The organism is Ruegeria jejuensis (genome assembly GCF_041537905.1).
In the GTDB taxonomy this organism is placed as follows: Bacteria; Pseudomonadota; Alphaproteobacteria; order Rhodobacterales; family Rhodobacteraceae; genus Ruegeria_C.
On the sequence record NZ_JBGRUO010000016.1, the window covers coordinates 65,703 to 82,450 of the forward strand.

General features: G+C 57.0%; 14 protein-coding genes and 3 pseudogenes. 4 read left to right on the forward strand and 13 right to left on the reverse strand.

The genetic code is table 11. From position 1 onward, the window contains the following. Positions 1-286 precede the first annotated feature (286 nt). Entirely contained in the window at positions 287-1,375 is a 1,089-nt protein-coding gene (locus AB1E34_RS17605) for a DUF2855 family protein (RefSeq protein WP_372573630.1), read from the reverse strand. A 258-nt stretch (positions 1,376-1,633) separates the two neighbouring features. On the opposite strand from AB1E34_RS17605, the gene AB1E34_RS17610 reads away from it, so the two are divergent. Further along, positions 1,634-2,251 (forward strand): IS110 family transposase, encoded by a 618-nt coding sequence (locus tag AB1E34_RS17610; RefSeq protein WP_510769686.1) that lies wholly within the window; start codon positions 1,634-1,636, stop codon positions 2,249-2,251. A 241-nt stretch (positions 2,252-2,492) separates the two neighbouring features. Then, a complete protein-coding gene (locus AB1E34_RS17615; RefSeq protein WP_372573631.1) occupies positions 2,493-2,882 on the forward strand; it encodes a calcium-binding protein in 390 nt (129 codons plus the stop codon). 169 nt (positions 2,883-3,051) lie between these two features. Here AB1E34_RS17615 and AB1E34_RS17620 read toward each other — a convergent pair whose 3' ends face one another. The 11 genes and pseudogenes from AB1E34_RS17620 to AB1E34_RS17670 form a co-directional block, all read right to left on the reverse strand. Further along, the gene (locus AB1E34_RS17620) at positions 3,052-3,492 is read right to left on the reverse strand and encodes a nuclear transport factor 2 family protein (RefSeq protein ID WP_372573632.1); all 441 of its coding nucleotides are present in this window, start codon (positions 3,490-3,492) and stop codon (positions 3,052-3,054) included. Positions 3,493-3,519: 27 nt separating this feature from the next. After that, positions 3,520-4,044, reverse strand: coding sequence for a class I adenylate-forming enzyme family protein (locus tag AB1E34_RS17625; RefSeq protein ID WP_372573665.1), 525 nt, complete (start codon positions 4,042-4,044; stop codon positions 3,520-3,522). Continuing rightward, positions 4,021-5,009, reverse strand: a pseudogene (locus AB1E34_RS17630) (class I adenylate-forming enzyme family protein); the annotation flags it as partial. The pseudogene AB1E34_RS17630 and the gene AB1E34_RS17625, both read right to left, overlap by 24 nt. A 236-nt stretch (positions 5,010-5,245) precedes the next feature. After that, positions 5,246-5,707 (reverse strand): tautomerase family protein, encoded by a 462-nt coding sequence (locus tag AB1E34_RS17635; protein WP_372573633.1) that lies wholly within the window; start codon positions 5,705-5,707, stop codon positions 5,246-5,248. Positions 5,708-5,764: 57 nt separating this feature from the next. Then, entirely contained in the window at positions 5,765-6,169 is a 405-nt protein-coding gene (locus AB1E34_RS17640) for an alpha/beta fold hydrolase (protein ID WP_372573670.1), read from the reverse strand. Positions 6,170-6,191: 22 nt separating this feature from the next. Beyond that, a pseudogene (locus AB1E34_RS17645) lies at positions 6,192-6,569 on the reverse strand (alpha/beta fold hydrolase); the annotation flags it as partial. A gap of 46 nt (positions 6,570-6,615) precedes the next feature. Next, on the reverse strand, positions 6,616-7,056 hold the full coding sequence (locus tag AB1E34_RS17650) for a MarR family winged helix-turn-helix transcriptional regulator (RefSeq protein WP_372573634.1): 441 nt from the start codon (positions 7,054-7,056) through the stop codon (positions 6,616-6,618). A 249-nt stretch (positions 7,057-7,305) separates the two neighbouring features. Then, positions 7,306-8,547: an acetyl-CoA acetyltransferase gene (locus AB1E34_RS17655; protein WP_372573635.1), complete on the reverse strand. Its 1,242-nt coding sequence runs from the start codon at positions 8,545-8,547 to the stop codon at positions 7,306-7,308. Positions 8,548-8,853: 306 nt separating this feature from the next. After that, positions 8,854-9,558 (reverse strand): annotated as a pseudogene (locus tag AB1E34_RS17660) (transposase); the annotation flags it as partial. 106 nt (positions 9,559-9,664) lie between these two features. Beyond that, positions 9,665-12,808, reverse strand: coding sequence for an efflux RND transporter permease subunit (locus tag AB1E34_RS17665; RefSeq protein WP_372573636.1), 3,144 nt, complete (start codon positions 12,806-12,808; stop codon positions 9,665-9,667). Positions 12,809-12,820: 12 nt separating this feature from the next. Further along, the gene (locus AB1E34_RS17670; protein WP_372573637.1) at positions 12,821-13,981 is read right to left on the reverse strand and encodes an efflux RND transporter periplasmic adaptor subunit; all 1,161 of its coding nucleotides are present in this window, start codon (positions 13,979-13,981) and stop codon (positions 12,821-12,823) included. An 85-nt stretch (positions 13,982-14,066) separates the two neighbouring features. On the opposite strand from AB1E34_RS17670, the gene AB1E34_RS17675 reads away from it, so the two are divergent. Further along, positions 14,067-14,708: a TetR/AcrR family transcriptional regulator gene (locus tag AB1E34_RS17675; RefSeq protein WP_372573638.1), complete on the forward strand. Its 642-nt coding sequence runs from the start codon at positions 14,067-14,069 to the stop codon at positions 14,706-14,708. A 238-nt stretch (positions 14,709-14,946) separates the two neighbouring features. Here the strand turns inward: AB1E34_RS17675 and AB1E34_RS17680 are convergent, their stop codons facing one another. Next, entirely contained in the window at positions 14,947-15,849 is a 903-nt protein-coding gene (locus AB1E34_RS17680; RefSeq protein ID WP_372573639.1) for a LysR family transcriptional regulator, read from the reverse strand. A gap of 112 nt (positions 15,850-15,961) precedes the next feature. Between AB1E34_RS17680 and AB1E34_RS17685 the strand changes: the two genes are divergently transcribed. Continuing rightward, a complete protein-coding gene (locus tag AB1E34_RS17685; protein WP_372573640.1) occupies positions 15,962-16,585 on the forward strand; it encodes a glutathione S-transferase family protein in 624 nt (207 codons plus the stop codon). Positions 16,586-16,748 lie beyond the last annotated feature (163 nt).

Sequence of the window (16,748 nt, forward strand, 5' to 3'; positions counted from 1 at the left end):
GTCAGCGACGCAATGCGAAAGGCGAGCGCAGCCGCTGGCCAGAGTGTGCAGCAGACCGGCCCACTACGTGCAAGGCCATTGCGAGGAGACCAATAGGGTGCACTTGCTATAACGAGCCCCTCCGACGAGAAAGCCAGCCAAGCGCTGCACGTCGGGACAAATCAAAGAGCGTACCTTCGTGTTGAAAAAAATAAAACGCAGAATCCGGTTCGGTTCGAATTCTTGGAAGGCAGGCCCGCATTTCCTCTCACCCCATAGAAACCGCCCATGGGAGAGTTGAACAGCCTCAGGTGATTGAGACGGTCCAGCTTTGATCGGCTGGAGTTCGGCCCTCAAGCACCTTGCGATAGGCATCAACCGCCGCATCCGCCCCCTGAGCATGGTTCAGAGCCAGCCAGGCCTCGCTGCGCTGGCATGCCTCTTGCCAGAACGCGCCTGAGCGGCGTTCGAACTCACCGGGGCCCCATTCCTTGCGGCGCTTGGCCATATGGCCGGGGGCAAAGAACATCTCGCTGCGTTCTTTGATGTAGTGTTCGCCCATACCCGCTTCGGTATAGTGTGTCAGCCCAACATGGCTGGTGAACATCATCGCATCGCCCAGAGCTTTATGCAGGCGTCCGATCACCTTGCCTGATCCGGACATGTCGATGATCAGCGTCTTCTGATCCGGCGAGAAACGCTCCTCGATCTCGTCATAGATGATCACGTCATCATACAGGCCCAGCCCCTGTACTTTGTCCTTGTTCCCGGACGAGGTCAGGCCCACGACCTTGGGCGAATTCGGGTCCATCCCGAACGCATAGGCCGTACCAATTCCCGTCTTGGACGAGGCCGAGACGATCAGAACCTGATTGGCGCCGAACCAGTTATTGTCCAGGGCGAAGTCATAAAGACAGTAGGAGGTCGCATAGAGCGGCCATAGCACCATGCGCATGTCATCGGTTGATGGATCGTCCTTGGGATCGTTCGACAGGCGTAGATAGCGGTTGTAAACCGCCGCGAGCTTTGAGCGGTGTTCGGAGCTGTCAAAAAACTGGCTATCCCGGACTGCGTCCGGGTGCAGGATTGCGTGGCTTGCCATGGGCCAATAGCCATAAAGCCGCTCGCCGGGAACAATGCCTTCAACCGCGCTTGTCTCGACCAGACCAATCCCCCAGACCGGAATGACACCCCAGTCGGCATCTGCGGTTGGATAGAACTGCCAATAGCCCATCCTGTCTCCAACAACGCCGTAAGTTACGTTGTTGGCGGTCAGGCCAAAGCGCACAATCCTGACCAGTATCTGGCCATCTTGCAGATCATCGACCGGCGTTTGAGTTCGGCGCATGTCCGAAAGCCCCGATTTGCGAACTTCGAGTGTCGTGATTGAAGTCATAAGCTCCTCCAGTTTGCGCATAACCTAGCCCGTCGGACTGTCGGCGTGCAAAGGACGCTGCGTCAGGCGGGATCAGGAAAACCGGTCATTGCCCAGTCAGAGAGACCTTGATGGAGTGGATACCCCCGCTCTACGGCATCGCAATGTGCCAGAGTGGTGAAGTATCACCAAGCAACGAGTAGGATATCCATAGACGATGTTACACTAATTGGGGTCGATCACTGACCGGCAGTTGATCGCATAGCGATCAATGAGAGGTTGGCCAAGCGCGTTTTTCATTTGCCCGGGGCTACCAGAGATGGATCGGTTGTGTTGCGCAAGAAGCTGTCTCGGGCTCAGTTCAGTCGCTATATGGAACGCCACACACGCTGCATTTTTGCGATGGAGGCCTGTGGTAGCGCCCATCATTGGGGTCAGTTGATTGCGGAGTTTGGTCATGAGGTGCGGCTGGTTCCACCTGTTTATGCCAAGCAATACATGAAGCGACACAAGAATGACACAGCCGACGCCGAGGCGGCTTCACGTCCGACGATGCGATTTGTTTCAGTAAAACCTCTGGCGCAGCAAGCACAAGCCATGGTATATCGCTCGCGTGACATTCTGGTTCGGCAAGGCACGCAACTGATCAATGCACTACGGGGTCATTTGACAGAATTCGGCGTTGTTGCACCTCAAGGCATCACGCAGCTCAAAAAGCTGACCGCAGTCATTGATGCTCCTGAAACGGAGCTTCCCGAACTTGAGCGGCAACTGGCCCACGATTACATCGACATGGTTGAAACATTGCCCCCTGTACAATCACCGAAAGACGCGCCTCGCATGAACAACGTGGATACTCAAACAAACGATGGTCGTCTGATACCAAAGCAGCAGTAGGTTTGTTGATCTCATGAGGCCGCCGGTGTCCTGACGAGTCGTGAGGTTGCAAGCCTGTTTCATACAACTGGACGGCAATCAGCGCAGTCTGAAGCAGGAATTGGCAAGAACCTGACACGCACATTCAGTTTACTCCAAGTTGAGTACGGCCGGCCCTAGCTGTCGGATCGTGTCGCGGGCTGATGTGAAAGATTACCTCGTCTCAGCGACATGAAATGTCACAATCAAAGGACTTTCGAACATGCAAATAATCACCGGAACTGACGAACGTGACTTCCTTGAAGGTACATCCGAGGACGAAGTAATCATCGGTGGCGCGGGTAACGACCAACTTGATGGTCGGGGCGGCAGCGACATCTTTGTCTTTGGTGACGATCATGGTGGTGACACGATACTGGGGTTTGGGAACAACGACCGGCTCGACGTCAGCCAAATCACAGGCGTGAACAGCATTGAAGACCTGTCGATTACGTCGACCGGTTTGGGCACCATCTTAGTCGATATCGGCGATGGCAACAGCATCGTCCTGCCCTTCGTGAACCCCGAGCAATTGACAGAGGCACGTTTCATCTTTGCGGATGGTTTGATGGTGCGGATGGCGTGGATTACCACGAAAGCATCGGGAACCTGACGCCTGCCGATGTCTACTTCGGCCGGGCCGAGACCATCCTCAGACGTCGAAAGGAGATCAAGAACAAGACAATCCAGAAACGCCGCTTGCTGCATCGTCAGAACGCGGCATAAACTGAAACAACAACGAGCCAGATCCTCCGATACCGACCACACGCTCTTGTTTCAAATCATATGATTACGGACAGATCGGGTTTGGGAAACTGCTTAGGCTCTCGCCCGGCGATCACGTCGCGACCCTTGGCTGTATCTGCGTAGATGCGGGCATAGACGATCTTGCCGTTCTCGACCTTGAACAAGAAGCAATGTTCATTGTCCATCGTCTTGCCATTCTTGGCTTTGGCACGCGCCTTGACCGGCACGATGACATAGTCACCGCCATCAATCACCGCATGGGCGTCATAGTCGAAATGGTCGTAATACTCGGTGTAAAGCAGGGTCCAGAAGGCCTTGAACTCCTCAAGGCCGTTGCACGTTCCGCCATAGGGCAGCGATCTGGGGAATTCGAATACTGCGTTTTCGTCCAACAGGGCGATCAACGGCTCGCGCTTGTTTTCCTCATAGCCCGAATAGGCCAGGCGGCAGGCCTCGATGATCTCGGCGTTGCTCATTATTTTTCCTCCCTATCGCGTCAATTCTTAGCTGGTGTCCCGGGGTGCTTGTTCCGCGAGCATTGCGTCACGCAGCACCGCCTTTTGTAGTTTGCCGTTTTGATTGCGCGGCAGCGGATCTCGCCCTAACCGCCAGAAGTCGGGCAGTTTGTAATCGGCGATCCGGTCTGTCAGAAACGCAAGGAGCGCGTCCCCGTCGATCTCATCATCGGTCTTGAGCATGATCTGGGCTACTGTGCGTTCACCCAGCACCGAGTCCGGTACGCCAAAGACGGCACAATCGGCCACATCGGGATGCGCCATAAGAGCGTTTTCGACCTCGGCAGAGAATACCTTGAACCCGCCGCGCGTGATCATGTCCTTCAGGCGGTCATGAATGTAGAGTCGTCCTTCCTCATCACGACTGCCGATATCGCCCGAGCGCCAGAAGCCATCGGCGAAGGCTTCGTTGGCTGCAACGTCGTTCTCCCAATACCCGGGCGAGACATTGGGCCCGCGAATCCATAGCTCTCCGGTTTCGCCAACTGGCAGTTCGGCACCATCGGCACTCATAATCCTGATCTCATCACAGGCTAGAGGCAGCCCGACGCTGGACGGAGCGGCATCGGTTGCTTCCGGCGGCATGATAGTGCAGACCGCGCAGGTTTTGGTGGCGCCATAGGCATTGATCAGCCGCAGACGGGGAAGGTTTTGGCGTACCCGTTCGATCACTGCGGGCGGCATGATTGCCCCACCGTAGACACCATAGATCCAAGAACTGAGATCGTAGTTCGCCAGATCGGGAGACATCATGCACAACTGGTACATCGTGGGCACCATCACCACGAAATTAACGCTCTCAGCCTCGATCATTGCCATCGCCTTGGTGGCTTTGAATTCTGGGAGCATCACGATTGTTCCTGCGCTAGCTAGTGTCACAGACATGAGCGGTCCAAAGCCGGCGATGTGGGTTGCCGGCAACGCCAGCATGCTGCGCAGAGGGGCATCCAGGGCCAGCGCGTAGAGATAGTGCAAGCAGGTATGAACGAAATTCACATGGGTCAGGATGGCGCCCTTGGGCTTGCCCGTCGTGCCCGAGGTGTAGATGATCGCTATCAGATCTTCCGCCGCCAGGGCCGGGAAAGACCGTGCCATTTCGGCCTGTGGCAAGCCGCCGTCATCCACAACATAGATCGTTTCGATGCTGCTCCTGACCGGGAGTTTACCGCGCCACTTGGCGGCGGTGACGGCAAATCTGGGGCGGGCATTCTCCGCGATATAGGCGACCTCAGCGCTGCCAAGGCGTGTGCCGAGCGGAATGATCACACCACCGGCGCGCACAATTGGCAGCACGGCCAGCAGGAATTCGGCCCGGTTGTCGAGCATCACGGCCACCGGTCGCCCTTTTTCAGTCCCGCAGCAACCAATCCGCTAGCAACGTGATCTACCTGTTCGTCGAGATATTGGTAGGTCCAACGGCGGTTGCCACATATCAGAACATCGCGTTCAGGACTACGCGCGACGGCGAGGCGAAACATGTCGTCATAAGTCTGCGGACGACGGTCAAAAAGCGAGACCGTTGGGTCGGCAAAGAGAGCGCCAGCGCTAATCTGATTGAGACTGGCTGGAACGACCCAACGGTCTCGCTCATGCACCCCATACGGCGCCACATCGCCACAAGTGAGTTCGGTGTCGAAATGCTGGTCTGTGCGTTGGGGAATCCCGAAATCGCTCACGATCACCTCCTGAATTGAACCACGTCCGGGCTCGCGGCTTATGCCTCCGCGTCCACGCTTGGCATCGGATCGGTGTTGATTTCATCAAGGCTGGTGACGTAGCCCGATGGCGCGAATGGCGCGCCCGCAATGCCCCAGTCATCGCGCGAATATTCACGGAAAATCACCCAAACACGGCTCATGTTATCCAAGTCCATCGCCGCGCCTTCGGCCTCCAGCGCAAGCTTAGTGAGATCACGCATCACGCCTTGCTTTGCGCGTTGGCTCATCAACCCTTGGATGGTGTGAACCCGGAACCGGTAGCGGGGTTTTTCGGCGGGCCGCCCGCCGACAAAGAAATGCGCCTTTGGCAGTTGATTCACCATGGACCAGGCGATTTTTCGCGCCTCGGGTTCATCCGGCAGCTTTTCCCACCACATCAGGGTCTTGGTCGCCTTGTGCATCAGGTCGTCCAGAGCCTCGGGTGACAGGCTGTCTTCGGTCAAAGTTAACTCAACCATTGGCATGGGTTTGCACTCCGTTTCGATTGTAACTGGGGCTCGGATCAGCTGTTGTGATCAGATGGTCTGACTGCCGAAAAAGGCATTGAACACGGCCGCCGTGTGGGGCGGGGTTTCAAGCGGCGGATAGTGGCCTGCACCGCTGAGGCTTTCGAAATCGGCACCTGGGTAAATCGCCATGATGTGGTCACGTGAGACCTGTTCGGTCAGGAACGGGTCATGTTCACCGACACAAACCTTCACGGGCCCCTGATACGCACCCACGCTAGTCGACGCATCCTCTTCAGTCCAGGCCTTGAGATATCCGGCAATCGCAGACTGGGTTACGCTTTTAGCGGATCGCGCTGCAACCGCCGCGCCGAAAGTACCGCCCAGGCGGTCTGCCGTTACAACGCCGGTGATCTGCGCCCGCACATCTGGATTCTCTGCTGAGGAAGCAAAAAAATGCGCCCGTACCGTCATCCAAGGGGAACCCCCGCGGCGGCACCGAGCACAAAAGCAGCATTGACGACACCCGGCCAGGATGTTGCGCTGCCAATAGCTGCGCCGCCTGCCCGCCCATCGAATGACCACAAAGGCCAAAGCTGGACCAGCCCAAATCATCCGCCACAGCCAGCAGGTCGCTGGCCATCTCATCAATCGAGAAGTCCCCAGTCATCCCGCGGGATGCGCCATAGCCGCGGAAGTCCGGCAGAGCCACCGTGAACTGGTCACGATCCACATACTCCATCATAGGATCGAAGGTAGAATGATCAGCCAACCAGGAATGGGCGGCGATCACGCGTACAGGGCCATGTCCGACGAGTGTATGGCTCAGCATTTTGTCCTCCCAGACTTTAGCTGTATATGCAGATATTAACATCTGATGCGTCGAGTCAAGGCGTTTTCGTCGTTAAAACCTAGAAAAGTTAACCAGTCAGTGCCGCAACCTGATTCAGCATGCCACGCAGGTCGCCCGCATCTTCGTGGCCAATCGAGTCCTCGAAATTACGCTGCGCCTCCTGCCAAGCGGGCAAGGCCTCCGTCAGCAATGCTTTGCCTTCGGCCGTCAGCCCAACCCAACGCTCGCGCCGGTCTTTGCCCTTCTCAATGCTGAGATATCCGTCGCGTTCCAACGGCTTAAGATTGCGCGTGACCGTGGTGCCGTCCATGATCAAAAGCTCAGCCAAATCGTTGATCCGCACCTTCTTCTCACGATCCAAATAGAAAAGGATTGAGAATTGCGTGGACCTGATTTTATGCGGAGCCAACATCCGGTCATAGGTCGCGGTCAGACGCCGTGACGCACGGCGCAGCGCGGTACAATTACACCGACCTTGATCAATGTCCAACGGATGTTCGGTCGCCATGATCAGGCCTCCAACTCTACCCCACTGGGCCCTGACACTTGCGACAGCACATGCGCAATGGGGACCCGGTCATGCGTTATAACACATGACCAAGACAACCTGTACATACATCTTTCGACGTAGTCCACTCGAAATACATCAAATTTATCACAGTACGCGACCGGTCGCAAAGCGCCGTCGAGCGTTTCATTGGAGAGGCTGGCGGTTCGGGAAACCACCAACCTTGTTCGCATAAGCCCGTAGGCTCGATCAGCCGTCGGCCCGTTCCACTACGAATGAGGCTGTCGTCGTCGCGCTACCACCGATATTCAGCGTCCCGGCCCGGCGCGCACCCGCGACCTGATAGTCACCTGCGCGGCCCGTCACCTGCTTATGCGCATCCAGCACCATACGAACCCCCGAGGCACCCACGGGATGGCCCAAACCGATCAGACCTCCGGATGGATTGACCGGCAGCCGCCCACCAAAACCGATCGTGCCATCTTCAATCGCCTTCCAGGATTCGCCCGGGGCGGTGATACCGAAATGGTCAATGGCCATGTATTCGGTGATGGTAAAACAATCATGAGTCTCGATCACATCCAGATCCGTGGCACTGCCGATACCCGCCCGACAATAAGCATCATCAATCGCTCCCTTCACATGTGGCAACACGTAATCCGAGCCAGCGCTTTCAGTGAATTTGTCCTCAATGCACATGGTGGCCGTGCTATGGCCCCAGCCTGCAACCTTTGACAGGCTTTCGACGGGCCGACCGGATTTCTTCGCAAATTCCTCCGCAAATCTAGGCGAAGCGAGGAACACAACGGCGGCACCATCGGTTACTTGACCGCAATCCCGACGGCGCATCCAGCCTTCGATCACCGGGTTTTCAGCGTCATCGGCAGTGAAGGCGGCATTTCGGAATTCCCATTTACGCGTTTGCGCATTGGGATTGCGGCGCCCGTTCTCCATCGCGATGCGCGCGATCTCCATCAGGTGGTCGTATTCCAGGCCATGGCGCCGGTGATATTCGACGGCCAGCTCACTGAAGAGATGCGGCCACACAAAGCCCACATCATCGGCTTCGCGCCCCACCCAGCGGGCGGCCCCCAAATGTGCCGCAGCCTGGTCGCCATGAACGTTCCGCATGAATTCGACGCCCAGGACGCAGGCCAGATCGTAGCGCCCCGCCTCAATCTCTGCCGCCGCCGCCAGAACCGCAAGAGAGCCCGAGGCGCAAGCGGCCTCATGCCGAGCCGTGGGCAAACCCGAAAACGCGGGATCAATGGCCACAAACATGCCGCCCAACTGGCCCTGACCACAGAAAAGCTCGGCTACAAAGTTCCCAATGTGGCAGGTTTGCAGATCCTTGGCCTCGATGCCGGTTTCGGCCAACCCGGCCTCCAGACAGGTCTTCATCATGCCATAAATATCGCCGCCTTCACGGGTCCAGTTCCGCGCAAAATCGGTTTGATGTCCACCCAGGATATATACAGCATCGGTCGCCACGGGTCTCTCCTCGCTTCGCCATCTCGTGCAGAGGAGCTTCCAGATTATTCATTGGAGACACACGTTTCTGCGTTTTATCTGCATATGCAGATAATGTATTATCTTGGTGGTTGTCAACCGTCCAAGGGCGTCTTGTGCCTGCATTGTATTTGCCCGTCTCCATGCCTGCGAGCCGGAGGCGTACCTTCAATGCTGTGCCGAGGCCAGTAATTCTGGACATTTGCTACCGGTGTGTCCGTCGTCATGGATTTTGGGACAGGTGGCGGCGTAATCTAATAGAGAATCTGGCTCATCTGTCTGGTTTGATTATGCGGCAGATTTGCTGTGAAGCAAGCGCCGGGTTCCGAACGTCTTTCGTTTGATCCTTTCTCGTTGTTCCAGGATGGCCTGGCCGCGCCCGAAACAGACGTCGGCGGGTGTGAGCTTCTATAGGCTTTCGTGGTAGCGACTGTGGTTGTAGTGATCGACGAAGGCGTCGATCTGCTCACTGAGATCAACCGGCAGGCAATAGTTTTCCAGCAGCATGCGGTTCTTCAAGGTTTGGTGGTACCGCTCGATCTTGCCCTGGGTCTGCGGTTGATATGGTGCGCCATGGATGTGATCCATCTACTGATCTTCCAGCCAGTCGGACAGTTCGCCAGCGATGTAACTCGACCCATTGTCACTGAACAGACGGGGCTTGCGCAGGACGGTTGCCTGATCGCACCCTGATGCCCGTAAAGCGAGGTCCAGCGTATCGGTCACATCCTCGGTCTTCATTGTCGTGCAGAGTTTCCAGGCGACGACGTAACGGCTGTAATCGTCGAAGATCGTGGACAAGTAGAACCACCCCCAGCCGATGACCTTCAGGTAGGTGAAGTCCATTTGCCAAAGCTGGTTCGGTCACGTTGTATTGTCTTTGAACTCGTCAACCGCAGACAGAACCGCATAGGCCGGACTGGTGATCAGATCGTAGGACTTGAGGATGCGATAAACCGAAGCCTCTGACATAAAGTGCTTTTCCGTGTCGGTGACCCCGAGGTCAAGAGAGAGTCCTGACCGGAAAGTTTGGGGCGTGTGGCGGTCAACGGCGGCTTCTGGGCGAAGAGAAATTCCCCAGATGAATCAATCGCGAACTTCATTCTGCGGCGAGCCTATGAGCCGCATTGCCAGACCTGGGACGTTGGGTAGTAGACAGATGTCGTTTTCTAAATCGTCCACGATACACCAATGCGAAGACGGGTGGAGTGAAATAAAATGAGACGACGGTCGACAATAAAACGCCGCCGGCGATCGCCACGGCGAACGGCGGCCAGAATGCACCTGCACCGAGGATCAAAGGAAGGAACCCGCCGAAAGTAGTAACCGTCGTCGAGATGATGTGGCGGCTTGATCCGGACACGACCCTCGCCATGGCATTGCGATCCCCGTGAATCGCGCCCGGGTCATTTTGTAGCCCGGTCAAAATGATGATGGCCGCATTGACGGATACACCGATTGAGCCGATGACGCCGATGATCGCCGTGATACCGAAAGGGAACTGCATGATGGCCAGCGACAACATCGAGAGGCCAGCGGACAACACGCACACCACAAGAGTCACAAGGGTCAGCCGGAATGAGTTGAATGTCAGCACAATAGTTGCAATGGACAATGTGACGATTAAACCGACAGATGCCAGCAGATTTCCGACGGTGTTGGATCGGGCGTCGCTGTCTCCGCCCAAGGACATGGTGAAGCCTTGTGGCAAAATAAATCCCGACGAATCAAGCGCCTCCAAAACGTCCTGCAAGGCCTCTTCTGGCAATACACCCGGCACGATAAACGCCTGAATGGTGTTTTCGCGAATGCCGTCCGTTCGGGTTATGACGCTTTCGGCCGGTTCAATAACGGGCCGGGCCAGTTCTGACAGTGGCACTGCAGGAAACACGCCCGTTGCAGAGACCGCGGCCGCATTCGGCAGCAAGATGGGCATGCTGACAATCGTGCTCAGGTCCGAGCGGAATTTGTCACCCAGACGTACACGAACAGGCAGTTGCTCCGTTCCCTCGATCAGTGACCCGCCGGTAACGCCGACCAGCGCGGCGTTCAGCTGCCCGGCGATATCAGCCACGTCAAGTCCCAGCAATCGTGCTTTGACCTCATCAATCTCGAACCTGATTTGAGGGTTGCCGCCGTTGACGCTAGCCCGGGCCTGGGTAACCAAATCAAGATTGGCCATGATCGAGCGCAATTCATCGCCCAGGTTCCGAAGAACCGTGATGTCCTGTCCTTGTATCTTAACCTCAACCGGTGCCGCGACTGGAGGACCCTGAACCAGATCGCGCACGATGATCTGAGCGTCGGGAAATTCGGTGTCCAGGCGGCCCTGCAGCGCCCCTACCAAACGTGCGGCGTCACCTGCGGTTTCGGTCGTGATCATGCCCTGCGCAAAGCCGGGCTCGCGCGATCGGTTACCGACAATATTGTAGTAGAAGGCGGGGCCGGACTCTCCGACTGTCCAATAGACGCTTTTCACGCCTTCATCAGCCAGCAGCATTTCGTCGATCTGTCGCGCGGTTGCTTCGGTCCTAGCAATCGATGTGCCGCCCGGCATATCGACCTCGATATAGAACTGGTTGCGGTCGACGCCGGGAAAGAACTGCGCGGTCAGCGTCGGAAAGGCCGCAAAGCCAAGCGCCGGAAGAACCAAGGCCAGCGCGATGGATCGCACCGGGTTGGCAACGGACAAACGAATAGAGGCTTCAAACAGGCGCGCAAGCGGTGGGATGCTGATGCCGCGGCTCAGCATTCCGGCGTCGGCCCGGTCCGACAGAACCCAGCCCGCAATCGCTGGCGTCACAGTCAGGGCGACGATAAGCGACCACACCAACATAAGCACTACTGCGATGGCGATGGCACCGACAAAGTCCCCGGCAGGCCCCGGAAGCAGGATCATCGGCGTGAAGGCAAGCGCCGTCGTGACGGTCGATGCCAACAAGGGGGCGGCCAGTCGGCGGACAGCATCCCTGACGGCCGCAAGACGCTCCATACCATCCTGCAGGCGACGCCGGATCTCGTCGGTCATCACGATGGCCGCGTCAACCAGCAATCCCAAAGCAACAATGAGGCCGGTGACCGACATCTGGTGAATGGGCAATCCGATCATGTTCATGGTGGCCAACGTGGCCAATGAAACGACCGGCAGCACCAAAGCGACAATTGCTGCCGCGCGCACCCCCAGCGTTATGAACAGAACAATCACCACAAGCGCTACGCCGATGGCCATATTGACTCCGACCTCTGTCAGACGATTCGTCGTGTATTGGCTTTGGTCAAACAGCAGTAGTTCCTGAATACCCAAGGGCACCGATGGGGCACCTGCTTCAAGCTCTTCCCGCAAAAAGCCGGTCCATCGGTCTATCTGAACACCGTCCTGTGCCAGAACACCGACCAGAACGGCTGGCTTACCATCAGCGAAAGCTATTGAGGACTGCGGGTTGCGCGCACCACGGTCTACGCTTGCAATGTCGCCCAGCTGCACCACGGCACCTTTCGCACTTTCACGCAGGACGATGTTTCTGATGCGATCCAGAGTCTTGATTTCTCCGCTGATGGTGATGGTCAGATCCACGCCCGATTGCAGTCGCCCCGACTGGACCTTGCCATCCGCTTCAGCAATTCGCTGTGATATCTCGGCGGCGCTCAACCCCAATGCCGCAGCCTTGTCCATGTCGACACTGACCAAGACTTCCTCGTCTGGCTGTCCAAAGTAATCAACGGCCCGTGTCGCTGGAATGGCGCGCAGTCGGTCACCCAGCGCTTCGGCATGGCGAGAAAGCAGGGTGACTGGGAAATTCGGATCATCCGCCGCCACAGCGATCACAGCGGAATAGGCCGAAATACCCTCGGCATCGAATTCCGGAGGCAATACACCGGATGGAAAGTTCTGGCTGGCATCGTCAACAGCATCCCGCGCTTCAGCCCAAACCTGCTCGATACTGGCTGCGTCCAACGTTTCCAGTAACTCAACCGAGACGACCGAAACGCCCGAGCGAGAGACCGAGCTGATCTCATCTACCTCAGCGATCTTCCGAAGCTCTTCCTCGATCTCCGCCGTGACCAGCGCTTCGACCCGTTCTGGGTCAGCCCCCGGGAATTGCGTCGTTACGGTTGCGAAGAGGTTGGTTATTGTCGGGTCTTCTTGCCGGCCCAGCGACAAGAACGAAGACAGCCCAGCGGATACAAGCACCAGAACAATAAGGGCAACGAGTCTGGGGTGGCGAAAGGTCAGGGTTTCCATGGGATCGCTCCGTTACTCGCCGGTTCCAAAGGCCACACGCTGGCCAACAGTTACACGCTGTGGCCCCCGATCAATCAGGACAGTACCGTCCGGAAACTCCCCGCGGACGAAGACGCGGTCATCCTCTGCATGAAGCACTTCGACAGTAACCAGCCGCACCGTCTTCTGCGCATCAGCGACCAGCAGCGTCCATTGCCCGCGCGTCCCTTCTTTCAACGAGGTTGTCGGAACCCAGGTCCCTGAACTTTTGACAGGGTCAAGGACATGCACGCGTGCAGTCTGACCGAACGCAACATCTGGTCCGTGTTTCAGATTGAACAGTGCTGTTCGAGTGCGGGTTACTGGATCAATATCCGGGCGCAGGGTCGCAAGTTCTGCCCGATAGTTCTCGCCCGCTATTTCAATCTCAACCTTGGACAGCAACGCGGGGTCGACGTCCAGAGGAACCCCGATGCGAACCTGCGGCGACACGACCTCGACTATGCCCAACACCAGTTCACCAGAGCGTAACGTTTCTCCGCCGTCCACATGTCGGGCGGTTACTTGGCCCGCAAACGGCGCCTCAATGCTGGATTTTTCAATCCGAACCGTCACGTCGCGCAGGGCCGCGTCGAGCTCGTTGGTTCTGAACAGCAATTCATCTTGTTGCGCCACCGCCTCGTCCAGACGAGCCTGACTGGCAAAGCCCTGCTCGATGAGCTTTGCGTTTCGGTCGAGCGTTTTCCGGGCAAAGGCAAGCTGAGCCTTAACGGCATCCCGCGAGGCGGTCAGGCGGTCGCGTTCTACCTCTAGCAGCGCAACATCCAATGTCGCAAGAAGCTGACCCTTGGCAACTTCATCCCCTTCATCCGCCAGAATCTGGTCCAGCGTACCATTGAGTTCGAACGAAACATCCGCTGCGCGCTGCGGTTCCACCTGACCGATGAAAACGCGATCAATGGTATAGGTGCTCTCGGAAGTTATTGGCGTCACGGAGACCGGGGTCACTGCCGCAGCGTCCGGTGCTGGTACGGCGTCCGCCCTACGCATCAGCTCGGAAGCTCCGAAGTAAACGGCGGCTGTCGCGACAGCAACGACGCTGACAGTCAGCCCAACCCTCGCAGTACCGCGCAACACGCGCGAAAACAGGCTCTGCTTAGTGGTTTCTGATGGGGATTTGGCGGAATTCGGCATTATGACCTCATCAAGTTAGCGTCTCTAACATATGTTAGAAGTTCTCACTTTGACAAGGGATACGCGATCTGACACATGTTGGATCATGACGAGCACGAAAAAAATTCATTCGCCAGGCAGCAATACAGACCGTCAATCGGTGGGGAAGAGGGCTTACCATCACGGCGACCTACGCTCTGCTTTGATAGAAGCAACTCGGCAACTGGTTGAAGAAAAAGGCCCGGACAGTTTTTCGGTTTCCGAGGCCTGCAGACGGGCTGGCGTTTCGACTGCCGCCCCCTACAAGCACTTCAAAGACAAGACGGAAATGCTTGTCGCCGCCGTTCTTGAGGGAATGGGAAGGCACCAAAACAAGGTTCGTGCTGCGCTGGAAGGCATCCCAGAAGGATCGCCAGAGCGTATTACTGCGATCGGGATTGAATATATTGCATTTGCTCTGAATGAACCGGGGATTTTCCGGCTGAAGTTTGGCGGGTTCACGGATCGCATCGCCGATCCCCGTCTGGAAGAAGGCGGGCAGCAAAGCTTTGGAATTCTTTTAACCGAGGTTGCAAAATGTCTGGGCGAACCCGGAAGCACAGAAGAGGTGCGCCGCCGTGGGTTCCTGCTATGGAGTTTTGTGCACGGACTTTCGTTTATCCTGCATGAAAAGGGGCTTGCAGAAAAAGGTTCGGAGTTCGATTTGCATGATCTTCTCGAGGATGTCTCGGAAAGAATGCTGAGTTGATTGCTATCCCGTCATGGGGCGCTTGACCGACGATATCCAAAAAACTGCCCAAAAACGGAGTTAGGTCTTTGCACTTAGGACTGCTTTGGTCCGAATTGCGCAACTTAGGCGGCGACACCACAGTGCTTTGCAGCGACAGTCCGGTATGGCGGGCAGCGCTGTAGCGACGGCTGTTTGACCAGGACGGCGCTAAGGGCCGGCACTCGATAACGGTTTCTCCTGGCCGTTCTATGCCTGATCACCTCTTCAAGTCGGAGCAAAGCGACGTGTCGCTTGCAAGATGATCGATCAGGGCGCGCACGCGGGTCGTCAGTCGCCGGTTCTGTGGAAACAGTGCGGCGACGACATAGGGTGTAACGCAGTTGTTGGCAAAGAGCTCGACCAATTCTCCCGACTTGAGAGCTTCTGAAACGGTGTAGGCTGGACAGCGGGCAACCGCGACGCCAGTGGCTGCGAGCCGCGCTGAGGCTGCCGGTGCGTTGGCGCGAAGCCGGCCGTTGACATGGACCGCCAATTCCTGGCCGTCCATATTGAAACGCCAGATCGTAGATTCCGTCATATTGCCGTCCAGAATGCACTCATGTGCCTCCAGCGCGTGCGGGTGTGTCGGCATGCCGGTCCGTTTCAAATAGGCCGGAGATGCGCAGACTACCAAAGGCATTGAGCCTAGCTGGCGCACTTTGAGTGAGCTGTCGCGCATCGGTCCGATGCGGATCGCAAGATCTAGACCTTCGTCAATGATTGACACCCTTCTATCCGAGAGACGAAGGTCAATCTCCACTTCCGGATGCAGTGCAGCGAAATCCGCTAACGAGGGCGCGAGCCGCACCGACCCAAATCCCGTCGGAGCCGAGATATGGATGACACCGCGCAAAGCTGCTTGTTGGTTCCTGACGGCCTCTTCCAACTCGTCGAACCCATCAAGAAGCGGTTCACACATCGTCAGATAGGTGGCACCGGCATCCGTCAGGGACACACTGCGTGTGGTTCGGTTGAGGAGTTGAACGCCAAGCGCCTCTTCCAGATCCGCGACGTACTTGCTGACCAACCGAGGGGATCGTCCCATACGTTGTGCGGCAAGCGTGAAGGAGGCGTTCTTTGCGACAAGCGCAAAGGCCCGCATGCGGTCGATCTTATCCATAGCTCACTGCGCCCTTTCAGGGCCTAAACATTCCCTAAAATTGACGATTATCGCCCGAGACTGCAAGTCGTATCTGTCTTGGCAAATGATCTACCCAAGCAGGAGCCGTTACATGTCAAACGCCGTTCGCATTCACCACTTCCCCAAATCAGGCCACGCGCATCGCGCTTTGGTTTTTGCCAAGCTCGCAGGGATTGCCCATGAGGCTGTCTTCGTCGATCTTGCGGCAGGTGAGAACAAAACGCCTGATTTCCTTGCCATGAGCCCGAATGGACAGGTGCCCGTGCTGGAAGATGGCGACACCGTTGTTTCCGATTCAAACGCCATTCTTGTGTACCTCGCCCGAAAATACGCACCCGGCTGGATGCCAAGCGATGCCGTGGGAGAAGCGAATGTTCAGCGATGGCTCACGCTTGCTGCCGGGGAAATTGCCTTTGGTTCCTGTGCTGCAAGGCTGATTACGGTGTTTGGCGCGCCCCTGGACGTGGACTTTGCGGCTGCAACCGCGGCGAAAGCAATGCAAAAGCTGGAACAGGGTCTGGACGGTCGCGACTGGCTTGTCGGTGATCGGCCGACCATCGCGGATGTTGCGGCTTATTCCTACACAGCCCATGCGCCAGAAGGGAATGTTTCGCTCGAGCCATACCCGAACGTCCGCGCCTGGATTGCACGGTTCGAGGCATTGGATGGTTTTGAGGCGATGCCCGCCACCGCCGTTGGTCTTGCCGCCGAGTAGTGCAAAAGACGTTTCCAATGGCAATCGAAGACCTACGCCATCCCTTACCGCTGTTTTGCCAGCATCAACGAGTACCCGATCCAGGAAGAGGATCTTAAGTTCTGTTGGCCCTAGGGGTGGCGTCCCGACGATCACCCGGGCCTGAGTGATCTGGGTCTTTGAC